We start from the raw sequence: 16,525 nt of genomic DNA on the forward strand, positions 1-16,525 counted from the left end.
GGTGTTGGAGGTAAATAGAAAAGCCGGGAGCGCATATTGCTATCCTGGCTTTTATTTTTTTCGCTTATTTAGCCATATAATCCCCCGCTTCCCATCTGCCCGCTGGAGCCTCCCCCATGCTACGCCTCGCCCTGCTGTCCGCCGCCATATTGTCCGTCTTTGCCTCTCCCGCCCAAGCCGGCGCGCCGTTGACCACGGTGGCCGAACGCTCGGGCTTTGTCAGCACCGGCCGCTATGCGGAAGTGGAAGCCCTGTGCCGCCAGTTCCAGGCGCGCTATCCGAAGCAGGTGCGCTGCGTGGAATTTGGCCGCACGCCGGAAAACCGCCCCATGCTGGCGCTGGCCGTCTCCAACACGGGCGCGCTGACGCCGGCCGAGGCGGCGCGCCGCAAGCTGCCCGTGCTGCTGGTGCAGGGCGGCATCCATGCGGGCGAAATCGATGGCAAGGATGCCGGTTTCCTGGCCTTGCGCGAAGTCTTGGAGGGCAAGGCGGCGCCCGGCGCGCTGGATAAACAAGTGCTGCTGTTCGTGCCCGTCTTCAATGTCGACGGCCATGAGCGCTTCGGCCGGTGGAACCGTCCGAACCAGCGCGGCCCCGTGGAAATGGGCTGGCGCAGCACGGCGCAAAACTACAATCTGAACCGCGAATACATGAAGGCCGATACGCCCGAGATGCAGCACATGCTGGCGCTGGTGAACGCCTGGGATCCGCTGGCCTATGTCGACTTGCACGTCACCGATGGCGCGCAATTCGAACCCGATATCTCGATCCAGGTCGAACCCGTGCATGCGGGCGACGCGGCCCTGCGCGTGGCCGGCACGGCCTTGCGCGATCAGGTCCTGGCCGACCTGGCTAGGCAGGGCTCGGACCCGAAACCGTTCTATATTTCGTTTGCCGAGAACGACAATCCGCAATCGGGCTTTGTCGATTCGGCGCCGAATCCGCGCTTCTCGCATGGCTATTTCCAGCTGCGCAACCGCTTCGGCATGCTGGTGGAAACCCATTCGTGGAAGGACTATCCGACCCGCGTGCGCATCACGCGCAACACCATCGTTTCGCTGCTGTCGCAAGTGGCGCAGCATGGCGCGCAGTGGCGGCAAACGGCGCTCGAGGCGGACGCGCGCGCCGCGCAGCTGGCCGGCGCCACCTTGCCGCTCACGTATAAAACGACAGACAAGAGCCGCATGATCGCGTTTCGCGGCTACGCCTACACGCGCACGCCATCCGAGGTGTCGGGCGCGCTGATGACGCGCTACGATGAAACCACGCCGCAGATCTGGAACGTGCCCCTGCGCGACGAGATCGTGCCCGACCTGCAGCAGGCTGCGCCCAAGGCCGGCTACCTCGTGCCCGCCGCGCAGGCGCAGATGGTGGCGGCCAAGCTGCGCCAGCATGGCGTGTCGTACCAGGTGCTGGCCACCGCGCCCGGCACGCTGCCCGTCGAAACCTTCCGCGCCACGCTGGTGAAATTCGGCGCGCAGTCGTTCGAGGGGCGCCAGACGGCGGCTGTGCAGGGCGAGTGGCAGAAAGAGGAGCGTCCGGTCGGTGCAGGTGCTCTGTACGTGCCCGTCAACCAGGCCAAGGCGCGGCTGGTCGTGGCCCTGCTCGAGCCGCGCGCGCCCGATTCCCTGCTGGCCTGGGGCAGTTTCAATACGGCCTTCGAGCGCAAGGAATACATGGAAGAATACGTGGCCGAAGATGTGGCCCGTGCGCAGCTGGCGGCCGATCCGGCGCTGGCGGCGCAGTTCCACGAAAAGCTGGCCAGCGACCCCGCGTTTGCAAAAAGCCCGGCCGCGCGCCTGGAGTTCTTCGCCCGCCGCCATGCTTCCTGGGATGAGCGTCTGAACCTGTATCCGGTGCTGCGCACGGATGCCGCGCCGGCCGGCATGGCATCGCCGCCTGCGCGCACACCGAAGTTGTCAAATCGCGTAGATTAATCGAAAGAAAATGCTATTCTCCGCACGATGAGGGCGCCGCCACCACGAGCAGAGACGAAGAATGGGTCACAGCACACTGTACAACCAGCACCGGGAAGCGTTTTTTCGCGTCTGCGACGCCGTGGGCGAGAATCAGGTGGAGCAGGTGCGCAGCCTGCTCGAGGCCACGCCGCTGCTCTCGACCTTGCGCCGCTACAACATGTATGACGGCGAATCGTTGCTGCATCTGGCCGCGGTCAGCGGCAGCCGCGAGGTCTGCGCCCTGCTCGTGTCGCTGGGCATGGACATCGATTTGCCGTTGCCCGGTTACCGCAACCATACGCCGCTGAGCGAGGCGGCCGGTCATGGCCACGTCGACACCTGCCGCTGGCTGCTCGACCATGGCGCCGCCGTCGATGGCTTGCCGGACAATATCTTGTCGCCGCTGGACAGCGCCTGTGTGGACGGCCATCAGGACGTGGTTGCCCTGCTGCTGCAGCGGGGCGCCAATCCGAACCGCCTGCATACGCGCTGGAACCAGGCGCCGGTCGATATTGCCGCCGGCTGGGGCTTTCCCGCTATCGTCCAGATGCTCGCCACCGCCGGCGGCGTCAGCATACTCGACGTGCCGCAACAAGCGGCCGCCTCACCGCAGGATGTCATCCGCACCTTCATGCACCATAGCGCCGGCTGGGTATTGCCAGCGGTGTTCAGCCCGGACAGCGGCGACGCGCGCTTTTCGCTGGGGATCAGCTGCATCGGCGGCAAGCGCGAATTCAAGCTGCTGTTCACGGCTGGCCTGTTCCAGCAATCGCCGATGACCGAACTGGCCGTCTGCCTGCCGGCCCGCTGGCCGCTGACCGTACACGGCTTTGCGGAGCACAGCCCATGGCGCTTTCCCGTGGCGCTGCTGGCACGCCTGGGACGGCGCACGCTCGACCAGGCCAGCCTGGCGGCGGGCGAGCTGCTGCGGCGCGACGATCCTTATCTGGCGGACCTGGCGTGGCCGGAAGGCGTCGATGCGCTGCTGGCCATCGACAAGCGCTGGAACCCCGAGCCGGAGGAAGACGACGTTGCCGACGATGACAAGGTCACCATCTATCTGCTGGTGCCGGTGGCGTACACAAAGAAAGGCGCGCCCGGCGCCAGCACCTTGCCGGCCTTGATGGAGCGCAAGCTCAAAGGCAGCTGGAAAGTGTCGGCCTTGCCGTTTGCCATCCCACGCTAGCGCGCACGGCAGTAACGAGATGCGCACGATCAATCAGATTCAATTGGGGAAATGTTATTCTTTCGATCTTCCGCGCCAGCGGCCAGCTGTTCCATTCACCGGTTTCCCCATGACAGAAAAAAAACAGAAAAAAATTCTCTTGTTGAGCGTTTCGGCCGGCGCCGGCCACCTGCGCGCGGCGCAAGCCATCGAGGCATATGCCGGCCTGGAGCAGCACACCGTCGCCAGCCATCTCGACGTGATGGATTTCGTCACGCCCGCATTCCGCAAGCTGTACACGGATTTTTATATCAAGCTGGTCAACAAGGCGCCCGCGCTGTGGGGCTATCTGTACCATGCCACCCACGACGCGCCGCGCGACAGCTCGATGCAGCGATTGCGCCGCGCCGTCGAGCGCCTCAACACGCGCGCGCTGATGGCGCAGATCGCCGCCTTCCAGCCCGATGCCATCATCTGCACGCATTTCCTGCCGGCCGAACTGCTGTCGCGCGCGCTGCGCCAGCAGCAACTGGCCTGCCCGGTGTGGGTACAGGTCACCGATTTCGACTTGCACCGCATGTGGGTGCATGAGCAAATGCAGGGCTATTTTGCCGCCACCGACGAAGTGGCGTTCCGCATGCGCCACGAAGGCATCCCCGCCGAGCGCATCCATGTGACGGGCATCCCCATCATGCCCGCCTTTGCGCAGGCGCCCGGTCGGGCGCAGTGCGCGCAGGCGTTTGGCCTCGACCCGCGGCGCACGACGATTTTGCTGATGGGCGGCGGAGCGGGACTGGGCAGCCTTGAAACGGTGGCCGCGCGCCTGCTGGCGCTGCCGGGCGACTTCCAGCTGATCGTGCTGGCGGGAAAAAATGCCGCCGCACTGGCGGCGCTGCAGGCGCTGGCCGGCCAGTATCCGGGCCGCCTGCTGGCGCAAGGCTTTACCAGCGAAGTCGAGCGCCTGATGGCGTGTGCCGATCTGGTGATCACCAAGCCGGGCGGGTTGACCACGTCCGAATGCCTGGCCCTGGGCTTGCCCATGATCGTCAACTCGCCGATTCCGGGGCAGGAAGAGCGCAATGCCGACTATCTGCTGGAGCAGGGCGTGGCCCTGAAGGCATTCGACGCCGTCACCCTCGAATACCGCGTGCGCCTGTTGCTCGATCATCCGGAGCAGTTGCAAGCCATGCGCGCAAAAGCGCTGGCCCTGGGCCGTCCGCGCGCCGCCCTGGATGTACTGGCGCAGGTGCTGGCTTGACAGGGGGCGTAGTAAAACCCTGGCAGATCGCCCTGACGCTGGCCTGGGTAGCCCTGCTGGGACTGTTTTTTGCGCAGGTGGAAATCCAGATCGAGGGGCCGGCCGGCTGGGCCGCGAACCTGCCCACCTGGCGTATCGAAAGCCATTGGCTGCTCGATATCTTCTGGGGCGGGCGGCCGATGACGGGCTACCATGCCTGGGTGTTTCCCTTCATTGCCCTGTTCTTCCATTTTCCCATGCTCTTCCTGGCGCAATGGTCGCCGCGCCTCGAGTGCCGCGCCATCGGCTGCATCATGCTGTTCTGGATCATCGAGGATTATCTGTGGTTCGTGCTCAATCCCGCCTATGGCGTGGCGCACTTCAATCCGGCCCACATCGCCTGGCACAAGCACTGGCTGTGGTGGGCGCCGACCGACTACTGGGTATCGCTGCTGCTGGCTGGCGTGCTGCTGTGGTTTTCATACAAGAGGAAGTCATGACCTTATCGCCCTTGCCGCATCTTTTGCTGCTATTCCTGGCCCTGGCGGCCGGTTCCGCCGGCGCGCAAGCGCCCGGGGCGCCCGAGCGCAATGCCGAGTGGGCGACGCCGCTGCCGCACGTGTCGAACCTGCACCAGGTCACCCCCGTCCTGTTCCGCAGCGCAAAGCTCGACAGCGCCGACGTGGCCCAGCTGCAGACGCTGGGCGTGAAGACGGTGATCAGCCTGCGCTCCTTCCATTCGGACACGCAGGTGCTCGATGGCAGCGGCATCCGCGCCGTCCGCATTCCCATCAATACCTGGGCCATCCGCGACAAGCATGTGATCGAGACCATGCGCAGCATCCGCGCCGCCGAACAGCAGGGCCCCGTGCTGCTGCACTGCCTGCACGGCGCCGACCGCACGGGCCTGATGGCTGCCATGTACCGCATGCTGTACCAGGGCTGGCCGCGCGCGAAGGCGATCGACGAGTTGAAGAACGGCGGTTACGGCTATCACGCCGTGTGGAAGAATATCGAAAGCTACCTCAAGCGCGTCGACGTGGCGGCGCTGCGCGCGCAGATCGAACAGGAAAAACCATGAAGACCCTGCTGTTCGCACTGGCCGCCTGTTCCGCCTGTTATCCGCCGGCCGCCCTGGCGGCCACGCCTGCGCTCGATGTGCGCGATGTCAGCAAAGCCGGCATGCCCGGCAAGACCTTTGCCGCCACGACTAGCATGCCGGCCAGCGTGGCCACCGTCTGCGCGGCCATCCAGGATTTCGCCGGCTATCCGCAGTTCATGCCGAACGTGGACAAGATCAAGGTGACGGCCGCCGGCGGCGGCGTGTCGCTGGTCGACGTCACGCTCAAGCTGCCGATGGGAGAAATCAAGCAATACCGCCTGAGAATGACGCCCAAGGTGCTTGACGCCAGCTGCAGCCTGGCCTGGAAGCTGGTGCCGATGGAGGGACTGAAGGTGGAGGACACCATCGCCGACACCAGCGGCTACTGGCAGCTGTCGCCGGATCCGTTTGACGCGGGCGCTGCCGCCGTCAGGTACCAGGTGTACACGGATCCGGGCCCCGTGCCGATGGGCCTGGGCTGGATCGTCGACAGCATGAGCCGCGACAGCATCCCGAAAATGTTCGACGCGCTGCGGGCGCGGGTGGCTGCGCGCAAATAGCCGGCGTGGCGGAGCAGCCACTTCACGCGGGCGCGCCACTTCAGGCATGATGTCGTTTCATCCACACATCCGCCCGGAATCCGCATGGAACACCACAGCTTTCTCATCAACATACTGTTTTACCTGGTCGCCGCCATCATCATGGTGCCGCTGGCCAAGCGTCTGGGCATGGGCGCCGTGCTCGGTTATCTGGTGGCCGGCGTCGTCATCGGACCGTGGGGCCTGGGCCTGATCAAGAATGTCGAGGTGATTCTCAGCTTTTCCGAGTTCGGTGTGGTGCTGCTGCTGTTTTTGATCGGACTGGAGCTCGAGCCCAGGCGATTGTGGCTGCTGCGCCGGCCCATCTTCGGCTGGGGCGGGGCGCAGGTGGGCGTCGTCAGCGCGGGACTGTGCGCCGTGGCCATGGCGTTCGGCGTGGACTGGCGCACGGCGCTGGTCGGTGCGCTGGGGCTGTCGCTGTCGTCGACGGCCATCGTGCTGGCCACCTTGGGCGAACGTAAACTGATGAGTACGCCGGCCGGTTCCGCCGGCTTTTCCATCTTGCTGTTCCAGGATATCGCCGCCATTCCCATGATCGCGCTGGTGCCGCTCTTGGGCGGCCTGGTCACGCATAGCGGCGAACCGGGCTGGCTGCGCGTGGCCAAGCTGGCCGCCGTGCTGGCCGCCCTGGTGATCGGCGGGCGCTTCCTGGTGAACCCCATCCTGCGCTTCATCGCCAAGACGGACTTGCGCGAAATCTTCACGGCCTTTGCCCTGCTGCTGGTGATCGCCATTTGCGTGCTGATGGAATCGGTGGGCTTGTCGATGGCGCTGGGCACCTTCATGGCGGGCGTGCTGCTGGCCGATTCCGAATACCGGCATGAACTCATTTCCGACCTGGAACCGTTCAAGGGTTTGCTGCTGGGCCTGTTCTTCATCGCCGTGGGCATGTCCGTCGATTTCGGCGTGCTGCGCGCCCAGCCGCTGCTGATCCTGGCCCTGGTGGCGGGGCTGCTGGTGGTCAAGATCGGCTTGCTGTATGTGTTGTCGAAGTTTTTCGACATTCCCCGCGGCCAGCAGCTGTTTTTTGCGCTGCTGCTGTCGCAGGGTGGCGAATTTGCCTTCGTCGTGTTTGCCGCCGCCGAGGCCGCGCATGTGTTTGCGCCGCAGACGGCCGCGCTGCTGGTCGTGGTGGTGACCCTGTCGATGGTGGCCACGCCCCTGCTGCTGCTGGCGCACGACAAGTTCGTCGCGCCGCGTCTGCAGGGCGAGAAGAAGCGCCGTCCCGACGACCATATCGAGGCGCAGGACAACCCCATCGTCATCGCCGGCTTCGGCCGCTTCGGCCAGATCATCGGCCGCCTGCTGGCGGCCAACAAGATCGGCGTGACGGTGCTCGACCACGACCCGGACCAGATCGAACTGCTGCGCAAGTTTGGCTTCAAGGTGTTTTATGGCGACGCCACGCGCGTGGACCTGCTGGTGGCGGCCGGCATCGAGAAGGCGAAGGCGCTGGTGATCGCCATCGACAATGTGGACGACAGCCTGGCCCTGGTCGACGCCGTGCGCCTGCGCCTGCCCGAGCTGACGATCCTGGCGCGCGCGCGCAACGTCACGCATTACTATGAATTGATGAAGCGCGGCGTGACCCTGATCGAGCGCGAGACGTTTGCCGCGGCCCTGTTGCTGGGCGAGCAGACCTTGCAGCAGGTGGGCTTCAGCGCCGAGCGGGCGCAGCGCGCGGCCGGCATCTTCGGCCGGCATAACCTGAAAACTTTGCTGGAAGTGGCGCCGCACTTCCAGGACCAGCAAAAAGTCATGTCCCTCACGCGCCAGGCGCGCGAGGAGCTGGAAGACATGTTCGAGAGCGATGCGGCCGCGTTTGCGGCGGCGGAAGCGGAGAACGGTAGGTCGGATTAGCGGGAACCGCGTAATCCGACATCGTGTTGGCGGTGTCGGCTTACGCGCTTTGCGCTAAGCCGACCTACGCCTCCTGGCAAGCGGCTTATTTTCCCCGTTTGCTCTCAATCGCCTCGATCTGGTCCATGATGCCGTTCATGCGCGCCGCCAGCGCCTGGTACGGTTTCGGCGATGCCAGGTCGACGCCGGCCGCCTTCACCAGATCGTAGGGGTAGGCCGAGCCGCCCGCACTGAGCATCTTCAGGTAGGCGGCCAGCGCGCCCGGTTCCTTGTCGAGGATGCGCTGTGCGAAATCCTGCGCCGCCGCGATCGAGGTGGCGTACTGGAACACATAGAAACCGTGATAGAAATGCGGCACATACGCCCATTCCAGCGCGTAGGCGGGGTCGATGGTCATGACGCCCTGCGCTTCGCCGTGGTAGCGCTTGAGGATATCGGCATAGATGGCCGTGATTTCTTCGCCCGTCAGCGACGCTCCCTTGTCCACCTTGCCGTGGATGGCCGCCTCGAATTCGGCGAACATGGATTGGCGGAAGAAGGTGCCGCGCAGGTTTTCCAGCGCTGCGCCCAGGTACAGCAGGCGCTCGTCGTCATCCTTGGCCTGCTTCAGGCGCGCGTCGAGCAGCAGCGCCTCGTTCGTGGTCGAGGCGATTTCCGCGACAAAGATGCTGTACGGCGCATAGATCGACGGCTGCGCCTTGTTGGCCAGCACCGAGTGCATGGCGTGGCCCCATTCGTGCGTCAGGGTGCTGACGGCTTCGTAATTGTCCGTGTAATTGAGCAGCACGAACGGATGCACGTCATACGCGTCGCCATTCATGTAGGCACCCGCAACCTTGCGCGGACGCGGATACACATCCATCCAGCGCGCGTCCACGGCGGCAGTGAGCGCCTTGACGTAGTCGGGGCCCAGCGGCGCGGCGGAAGCGAGCATCATCTGCTTGCCTTCGGCCAGCGGGAAGGTGCGCTCGCTTTTCAGCAGCGGCGCATACACGTCGTAGTACGCCAGGTCCTTGATGCCCAGCATGCGCGCGCGCAGCTTGAAGTAGCGGTGCAGGGTGGGCAGGTTGGCGTTGGTTTGCGCGATCAGGGTCTGGTAGACGGCCGGCGGCAAGTTGTCGGCATCGAGCGCGGCGCTTTGCGAATCGGCGTAACGGCGCACCTTGGCATACGCGGCATCCGTTTTCAGCTGGCCGTACAGGGTTTCGCCGAACGTGCGTTCGTACTCTTTCCACTTGCCGAAGAAGGCGTCGAACACCCGCTTGCGGTCGGCGCGATTGTCATCGCCCCGGTATTTCGTGTACGCCGCCTGGTCGAGGCGCACTTGCTTGCCGTCCGACAGTGTGACGGTCGGCCACGGGATTTCCGCATTGGCCAGGGTGCGGTAGACGCTGGCGGCCGAGCTTGTTGCCAGGCCGAACTGCGCCACCAGCTGTTCGCCGGCCGCGTCGAGCGTGTGCGGCGCGCTGCGCAGCATGTTACTCAATTGAAAGCGGTACAGCTGCAGGCCCTTGTCTTTCGCCAGCATGGCATCGATGCGCTTGCTGCCCAGGGCGAGGATTTCCGGCTGTAAAAAGGTCACCGCCTGGGTGAACTCGTTGCCCAGCAGGGCGGCGCGCTGGTTCAGCTGGTTGCCCTTGCTGTCGCCCGTATCCTGGTCGTAATACTGCGCCGCATAGGTATACAGCGTGTTGACGCGCTTGCGCGCATCGGCGTACAGGTCCAGGCAGCTTTTCAGGCGGGCCGGCGAGCCTCCCAGCTGCCCCTTGCAGCCGCCCAGTTGCTGCAGCTGGCCCGACAGTTTTTTCGCGTCGGCGTCGAATGCGGCGTCGTTTTGATACAGCGCCGTCAAATCCCAGCGGTCGGCCTGTTTGTCGGTCTGAGCGGGGGCTGGCGCAGGAGCGGCAGAGGCGGTGGCGAGGCTGAGGGCCAGCAGGGAGAACAGCAGGGGGCGCTTGAGTGCGGATGGCGTCATGGTTCATTCCAGTGAGGTTGTCGGAAGAATGCGTGCTGACCGCCGGGCAGGGACGTGCGCGTGACACACCGCGTACCGGCAGAGTTACCTACGGTACAGCAAATGAGGGGAGGGGGAAAGAGGCGGGGCGCCGCCACCTGGGCGGTGGCGGCGAAACAACACGGGCTGAGAACAGCCGATTACAGCGCTTGCAGCGGAATCGTGCCGAACGTGGTCGGCGTCGAGCACGGCTCTTCGTCGAAGGCGATGTCGCCCATGGGGTTGGCCACGCCGTCCGCCTTCAAGTCCTTGAAGCCGAACAGCTTCGGATCCATCAGGTGCGATGGCGCCACGTTCGACAGGGCCGAGAAGATGCTTTCCACGCGGCCCGGGAATTTCTTGTCCCATTCGCGCATCAAGCCCTTGATCTGCTTGCGCTGCAGGTTTTCCTGCGAACCGCACAAATCGCATGGAATGATGGGGAAGCCCTTGACTTCCGCATAGCGCTGCGTGTCTTCTTCCTTCACATACGCCATCGGGCGGATGACGATGTGCTTGCCGTCGTCCGATTGCAGCTTGGCCGGCATGCCTTTCAGTTTGCCGCCGAAGAACATATTCAGGAAGAACGTTTCCAAAATATCATCGCGGTGGTGGCCCAGGGCGATCTTGTTGGCGCCCAGCTCGTCGGCCACGCGGTACAGGATGCCGCGGCGCAGGCGCGAGCACAGCGAGCAGGTCGTCTTGCCTTCCGGGATCAGGCGCTTGACGATGCTGTAGGTATCCTGGTTTTCGATATGGAAGGCCACGCCCAGTTCCGTCAGGTAGGCGGGCAGGATTTCCGGCGGGAAGTTCGGCTGCTTCTGATCCAGGTTGACGGCGACGATATCGAAGTGAATCGGCGCACGTTCGCGCAAGGTCATCAGGATGTCCAGCAGGGCATAGCTATCCTTGCCGCCCGACAGGCACACCATTACCTTGTCGCCGTCTTCGATCATATTGAAGTCGCCGATGGCCTGGCCCACCAGGCGGCACAGGCGCTTGTGCAGCTTGTTGTTTTCCAGGGCGATCTTTTCCGCCTTCTTGCGCGCCAGTTTCTGCGCTTCCACATTGGCCGGGAATTCCACGGCCGTCGTCGTCGTTTCCAGCACGGCGGTGTTGCTCATGTTGTTCATGCTTCATCCTTGATCTTGAATACTTCCACGCCCACGCCTTCGCAGTCGGGATACACGTCCGGTTTCATGCTCGACACGCGCGCGGCGCGCACGCGCGGGTGGGCCAGCATGGCGGCGAGCACGTCGTCGACCAGGCTTTCCTGCAGCTGCACGTGGCCTTGCGCCATGCGCCTGGCGATGGTTTCGCGCATGAAGTCGTAATCGACCACCTCTTCCAGCTGGTCATCCTTGGGCGTCGACAGGGCCAGGGGAATGTACAGGTCGACGTTGATGAGGACGCGCTGCTCGCCCTTTTTCTCGAAGTCGTAGACGCCGATGTTGATGAGGACTTCGTAATTGCGCAGGAACAGCCGGCGGCAATCAAGCAGGCGAGGGTGGGACAGGGCGGACGACATAGTTTTACCTTTTCGGGAATGCTGAATGCGGGTTGTTTGGCAGGGCTGCTGATTATTTGGTCAAAAACATGACGTCGCGCGGCAAGCCGATCAAATGCTGGCCGCCATCGACCAGCAGGGTCGTGCCCGTCAGCGCGCGCGCGCCGGCCACGTAACAGACGCTGTCGGCCACATCTTCGGGCGTGCTGGAGCGTCCTAGCGGCGTGTTTTCATGCGCCTTGGCAAAGTTCGCTGCCGTCTGCTCGCCGGAGACCATGGTGATGCCGGGGGCAATACCCACCACGCGCACTTTCGGCGCCAGCGCCTGGGCCAGCATGGTGGTCGCTGACAGCAGCGCCGCCTTGGACAGCGTGTACGACAAAAAATCAGGATTGAGATTGTACAGTTTTTGGTCCAGCAAGTTGATGACCACGGCTTGCCCGCCTGCCGGGGTGGCATGGTACAGCGCTTGCGCCAGCAGGATGGGGGCGGCCAGGTTGGCGTGCATGTGGGCGTCCAGGGCGGCGAAGGAAAAATCGCCCGCATTGTCGTATTCAAACAACGATGCGTTGTTGACTACGCAAGTGACGGGTCCCAGCGCCGCCTGTGCCTGCGGCAGCAGCTGGCGCACGGCGTCTTCCTGCGCCAGGTCGCAGGCGAACGCTTGCGCGCGGCGGCCCAGCGCCGTGACGTCCGCCACCAGGCTGAGCGCTTCATCGCGCGAGTCGCGGTAGTGGACGGCGATATCCCAGCCGTCGCGCGCCAGGCCCAGCGCGATGGCGCGGCCGATGCGGCGCGCCGCGCCCGTGACAAGGGCGACGCGGGGAATGCTGTCGAAGGGCGTTGTCGTTGCTTCTGTCATGTCTTTGCTATGGTTGAGATATTCGGTGGACGCCACACTGGCGGCATGCGCCGCCGATTCGCTACAATGCGGGAATGTCTCTTCCCGCACCCGATAGCGACGCGCTGGCCGCGTCCCATGCCTTGCAGCACCAGATTGCCGCCGAAATCGCGCGCAATGACGGCGCCATTCCTTTTGTCCGCTTCATGGAGCTGGCGCTGTACGCGCCTGACCTCGGCTATTACAGCGGCGGCGCCGCCAAGCTGGGCAAAGATGGCGATTTTACAACCGCGCCGGAGATTTCGCCCCTGTTCGGCGCCACGCTGGCCCATGTGGCAGCCGCTATTATGGCGCAAACGGCCCCGCGCATCCTCGAATTCGGCGCCGGCACGGGCAAGCTGGCTTTCGATATCCTGACGGAAGCGGCGAATGCCGGCATCGCTATCGAACAGTATGCGATCGTCGAATTGTCCGGCGAATTGCGCGCGCGCCAGGAGCTGGCGCTGGCCGCCTTTCCGCAAGTGGTGTGGCTCGACGGCTTCCCCGACAGTTTTGAAGGCGCCGTGTTCGGCAATGAAGTGCTCGACGCCATGCCCGTCAACCTGATCAGCAAGACGCCCGCCGGCTGGTGCGAACTCGACGTCAGCATTGCCGACGGCCAGTTCGTGTTTGTCGAACGCCCTGCCGGCGCCGACGTGGCCGCGCAGATCGCCGCCCAGGTGCCGGACGCCGATGACTTGCCGGTCGGCTATGTCACAGAAATTCATGGCGTGGCCTGCGGCTTCATGCGCTCGCTGGCGCGCATGCTGACCAATGGCAAGGGCGGCGCGGCCGTGCTGTTCGATTACGGTTTTCCTGCGCACGAGTATTATCTGGACCTGCGCGCCACGGGCACCCTGATGTGCCATTACCGCCACCATGCCCATGCGGAACCGTTTTATCTGCCCGGTTTGCAGGACATCACGGCTCACGTGGATTTTACGGCCATGGCGGTGGCGGCGCAGGATGCGGGCCTCGACGTGCTCGCATACATGAACCAGGCGTCCTTCCTGCTGGGCTCCGGTATCGGCGACTTGCTGCTGCGCACCGACCCCGAGCAGGTCAAGACCTACCTGCCGCAGGCCAGCGCCGTGCAAAAGCTGGTGTCGCCGGCCGAGATGGGCGAATTGTTCAAGGTACTGGCGGTGGGGCACCAGGTGGCGTTGCCGGAAGCGCTGTTGTCCAGTGACCGCAGTCACCGCCTGTAAGCGCGGTCAATATCAAGGCAGGGCCGTACCGCCCTGTAATTTCCTGTCCGCCGGTGGTTATTATCTTGTCATATCGTATATGATGACCGACACAGCACGGTTCCATCCTGCAAGAACCCGTCGCCGCGCACCGATTTCAAGATAGAACGATGGGAAAGATACATACACACTATGACAACCTGAAAGTGGCGCGCCTGGCGCCGCAGGAAGTCATACGTGCCGCGTATAAAGCCCTCAGCCAGAAATACCACCCCGACAAGAATCCCGGCGACGAAAAGGCCGCCCGCATCATGGCCATCCTCAACAGCGCCTATGGCACCTTGTCCGATCCGCAACGCCGCAAGGAACACGACGAGTGGATCGCCGCCGAGGAGTGGGAAATCGAATGGCTGGAAAGCACCCACCACGAAGAAGGCAAGAGCCGCGATGGCCGCGCGAAAGGCCATGCCCAATCGCATGAGCACACCTGGGCGCAGGATGTGCCGCCGCCGAAGGGCAAGCCGCGGAGTGGGGCGCTGCCCATCTGGCGCAACTGGCGCTGGTGGCTGAGTTTGCTTGTCTGCCTGCTGCTGGGCTGGCTGGGCGCCTTGCTGATGCTCGATACCTCGCCGCCCGTGCCTGCCGCGCTGGCGTCGGCCTGGAGCGGGCTGGCCCGCGATGGCGCCAGGGTGCACCCGGACACGGCAACGGCGGAGAGCGCAGCCACGCCGCCGGCAAAAAACGAGGCGGTGGCTATCGATAGCTGGGCCGTGGGCAAGCCGTATGCGGCCGAGCCCGCGCAAGCGAAGGCGCCCGAGATCCGCGTGCTGGCCGTGGCGCAGCTGAGCCTGAAAGCCAGCCGGCCCGCCTGCGATGGCGCCAGCCAGGCCGAGTCGGCGGGGCTGGTGGCGCCGAATGGCGAGCCTTGGCCGGCGCGGTCCGGCTATGTCGATGGCTTCCCGATCGGCAACAAGGGCGATGAACTGAGTTTAACCATCGATAACAGCAGCAATACGGCGCCCGTCTTCGTCAAGCTGTATGACCAGGAGCGGCGCTCGAATGTGCGCTACCTGTACATCCTGGCCAATGACAAGCTGACCGTGGAGCAGCTCAGCGCGGGCAAATACGAAGTGCGCTACCAGGCCGTCGGGCCAGGCCAGGACAATTGCGGCGGCACCACGCGCAGCGGCGCCTCGATACCGGCGCCGGCGCCTGCCGCGGGAGAGGGTGGTACGCAGAATCCTGTTGTAAGCAGCATCTAATCTGATTATGCTTGATATGCGTCAACGCAGCGTCCACATCGAACTTATCCCTTAGGAGTATTCATGACCGACCTCAAAGCCGATGCAGATGATAACTGGCTGCTCGACGAAGATGAGCCGGTGGCCAGTCCAGCCGGGTTGGCCGCGCCCGACCAGCGCCTGTGGCGTGTGCTGATCGTCGATGACGACGTCGATGTGCATGCGGTCACGCGGCTGGCGCTGCGCAATGTCAGCTTCAAGGGCCGCGAACTGGAACTGTTTTCCGCCTACAGCGGCCGCGAGGGGTACGAGATCCTGCGCGACACGCCCGATATCGCGCTGGTGCTGCTCGACGTGGTGATGGAAACGGATGACGCCGGCCTGATCCTCGCCAAGCGCATCCGCGCCGACCTGAACAACTCCATCGTGCGCGTCGTGCTGCGCACGGGCCAGCCGGGCCAGGCGCCCGAGCAGCGCGTCATCATCGAATACGACATCAACGATTACAAGGCCAAGACGGAGCTGACGACGCAAAAGCTGTTTACCACCGTTATCTCGGCTTTGCGCGCCTACGAGAGCCTGATGATGCTCGAGCGCAGCCGCATCGGCCTGGGCAAGATCCTCGCCGGCGCCACCAATCTGTACCAGATCCATTCGCTGCGCGAATTCGCTTCCGGCGTGCTCAACCAGGTTAGCGCCATCCTCGACGTGGGTGCCGACGGCGTGCTGTGCCTGATGCAGGGCGGCGCCGGGCGGCCCGAGGTGGTCGCTGCCACGGGCACCTACGCCGTGCTGGCCGAGGCGGAAGCCATGCCGGCCGACCACGCGCTCACGCCCACCATCGACAAGGCGTTCGCGGAAAAGCGCAGCCAGTTCGAGCATCCGGCCAATGTGCTGTTCATCCACACGGAAGGCAACCGCGAGCTGGCCATTTCCGTCACGCCGCCGTGGCCGCTGGCGCAGATCCAGCGCGATCTGCTGGAAGTGTTTTGCCAGCGTATCGCGGCCGCCTTCGACAACCTGTACATGTTCGGCCAGCTGCGCAAGGCGCAGGAAGCGACCGTCGTGGCGCTGGCCGACCTGGCCGAGTTCCGCGACAGCGACACGGGCGGCCACGTGCGGCGCGTGCAGCAGCTGTCCGACGCCATCGCCCTGCGCATCCAGCAGCGCGGGGTGTATGCCGACGAGCTCACGCCGCAGCTGCTCGACATGATCGGCCTGGCCAGCATCCTGCACGACGTGGGCAAGGTGGCCACGCCGGACGCCGTGCTGCTCAAGCCGGGCCGGCATACGGACGAGGAGCGGGTGCAGATGCAGCTGCACGCCAGCGTCGGGCGCACCATCCTCGAGCGGGCCGCCAACATGGTCGACGGCGTCAGCTACCTCACGTATGGCGCGCAGATCGCGGGCGGCCACCATGAACATTTCGACGGCGCCGGCTATCCGAACGGCCTGAAGGGACGCGACATTCCCTTGGCCGCGCGCATCGTTGCCGTGGTCGACGTCTTCGATGCCTTGCTGCATGAGCGGCCGTACAAGGAGCCGTGGCCGTATCCGCAGGTGCGTGAATACATCGAGCAGCGCAGCGGCAGCCAGTTCGACCCGGAAGTGGTGGCGGCGCTGCTGGATCTGATCGACAACGAGCCGCAACTGTGGCATCCGGAGCGCGCCACCGCTTGAGCAGCAACTTCGTTGGCGCTTTTCGGCACGGCCCCATTCCCTTGCGCGCGGCGCCGTCATATACTCGGCAGCCTCATGCTGGCCGGCGCCACGCACCGGTGTGGCGCGCCGCGGAG

The 16,525-nt window shown here is 64.6% G+C and carries 14 protein-coding genes; 10 read left to right on the forward strand and 4 right to left on the reverse strand.

What is annotated here, in order from left to right; genetic code table 11:
- Nucleotides 1-116 precede the first annotated feature (116 nt).
- The 7 genes from D9M09_RS28280 (at nt 117) to kefC (ending at nt 7,921) form a co-directional block, all read left to right on the forward strand.
- Nucleotides 117-1,937: a M14 family metallopeptidase gene (locus D9M09_RS28280; RefSeq protein ID WP_121670887.1), complete on the forward strand. Its 1,821-nt coding sequence runs from the start codon at nt 117-119 to the stop codon at nt 1,935-1,937.
- A gap of 61 nt (nt 1,938-1,998) precedes the next feature.
- A complete protein-coding gene (locus tag D9M09_RS28285) occupies nt 1,999-3,144 on the forward strand; it encodes an ankyrin repeat domain-containing protein (protein ID WP_121670888.1) in 1,146 nt (381 codons plus the stop codon).
- Between the two features lie 109 nt (nt 3,145-3,253).
- The gene (locus D9M09_RS28290) at nt 3,254-4,381 is read left to right on the forward strand and encodes an MGDG synthase family glycosyltransferase (protein WP_121670889.1); all 1,128 of its coding nucleotides are present in this window, start codon (nt 3,254-3,256) and stop codon (nt 4,379-4,381) included.
- A complete protein-coding gene (locus D9M09_RS28295) occupies nt 4,378-4,860 on the forward strand; it encodes a hypothetical protein (protein ID WP_070220815.1) in 483 nt (160 codons plus the stop codon). The genes D9M09_RS28290 and D9M09_RS28295 overlap by 4 nt, the downstream gene beginning before the upstream one ends.
- The gene (locus D9M09_RS28300) at nt 4,857-5,441 is read left to right on the forward strand and encodes a dual specificity protein phosphatase family protein (RefSeq protein WP_121670890.1); all 585 of its coding nucleotides are present in this window, start codon (nt 4,857-4,859) and stop codon (nt 5,439-5,441) included. Before D9M09_RS28295 ends, D9M09_RS28300 begins: the two co-directional genes overlap by 4 nt.
- Nucleotides 5,438-6,022, forward strand: a complete 585-nt coding sequence (locus tag D9M09_RS28305) for an SRPBCC family protein (protein ID WP_121670891.1) — start codon at nt 5,438-5,440, stop codon at nt 6,020-6,022. The genes D9M09_RS28300 and D9M09_RS28305 overlap by 4 nt, the downstream gene beginning before the upstream one ends.
- 84 nt (nt 6,023-6,106) lie before the next feature.
- Nucleotides 6,107-7,921: a glutathione-regulated potassium-efflux system protein KefC gene (kefC, locus tag D9M09_RS28310; protein ID WP_070220809.1), complete on the forward strand. Its 1,815-nt coding sequence runs from the start codon at nt 6,107-6,109 to the stop codon at nt 7,919-7,921.
- 85 nt (nt 7,922-8,006) lie between these two features.
- On the opposite strand, the gene pepF is transcribed toward kefC, so the two are convergent.
- The 4 genes from pepF to D9M09_RS28330 all read right to left on the reverse strand — a co-directional run bounded on the left by pepF (nt 8,007) and on the right by D9M09_RS28330 (nt 12,283).
- Nucleotides 8,007-9,896: an oligoendopeptidase F gene (gene pepF / locus D9M09_RS28315; RefSeq protein WP_121670892.1), complete on the reverse strand. Its 1,890-nt coding sequence runs from the start codon at nt 9,894-9,896 to the stop codon at nt 8,007-8,009.
- A 179-nt stretch (nt 9,897-10,075) separates the two neighbouring features.
- Nucleotides 10,076-11,038: a tRNA 2-thiocytidine(32) synthetase TtcA gene (ttcA, locus tag D9M09_RS28320; protein ID WP_409028786.1), complete on the reverse strand. Its 963-nt coding sequence runs from the start codon at nt 11,036-11,038 to the stop codon at nt 10,076-10,078.
- A gap of 5 nt (nt 11,039-11,043) precedes the next feature.
- Nucleotides 11,044-11,442: a dihydroneopterin aldolase gene (locus tag D9M09_RS28325; RefSeq protein ID WP_070220805.1), complete on the reverse strand. Its 399-nt coding sequence runs from the start codon at nt 11,440-11,442 to the stop codon at nt 11,044-11,046.
- Nucleotides 11,443-11,494: 52 nt separating this feature from the next.
- Nucleotides 11,495-12,283 carry an SDR family oxidoreductase gene (locus D9M09_RS28330; RefSeq protein ID WP_121671267.1) on the reverse strand — a complete coding sequence of 263 codons (789 nt, stop codon included), beginning with the start codon at nt 12,281-12,283 and terminating at the stop codon, nt 11,495-11,497.
- 74 nt (nt 12,284-12,357) lie between these two features.
- On the opposite strand from D9M09_RS28330, the gene D9M09_RS28335 reads away from it, so the two are divergent.
- The 3 genes from D9M09_RS28335 to D9M09_RS28345 all read left to right on the forward strand — a co-directional run bounded on the left by D9M09_RS28335 (nt 12,358) and on the right by D9M09_RS28345 (nt 16,409).
- Entirely contained in the window at nt 12,358-13,509 is a 1,152-nt protein-coding gene (locus D9M09_RS28335) for a class I SAM-dependent methyltransferase (RefSeq protein WP_070289509.1), read from the forward strand.
- Between the two features lie 149 nt (nt 13,510-13,658).
- A complete protein-coding gene (locus D9M09_RS28340; protein WP_070220799.1) occupies nt 13,659-14,750 on the forward strand; it encodes a J domain-containing protein in 1,092 nt (363 codons plus the stop codon).
- A gap of 63 nt (nt 14,751-14,813) precedes the next feature.
- Nucleotides 14,814-16,409, forward strand: coding sequence for a DUF3369 domain-containing protein (locus D9M09_RS28345; protein ID WP_070220797.1), 1,596 nt, complete (start codon nt 14,814-14,816; stop codon nt 16,407-16,409).
- Nucleotides 16,410-16,525: the final 116 nt, after the last annotated feature.

The organism is Janthinobacterium agaricidamnosum, from assembly GCF_003667705.1.
In the GTDB taxonomy this organism is placed as follows: Bacteria; Pseudomonadota; Gammaproteobacteria; order Burkholderiales; family Burkholderiaceae_D; genus Janthinobacterium.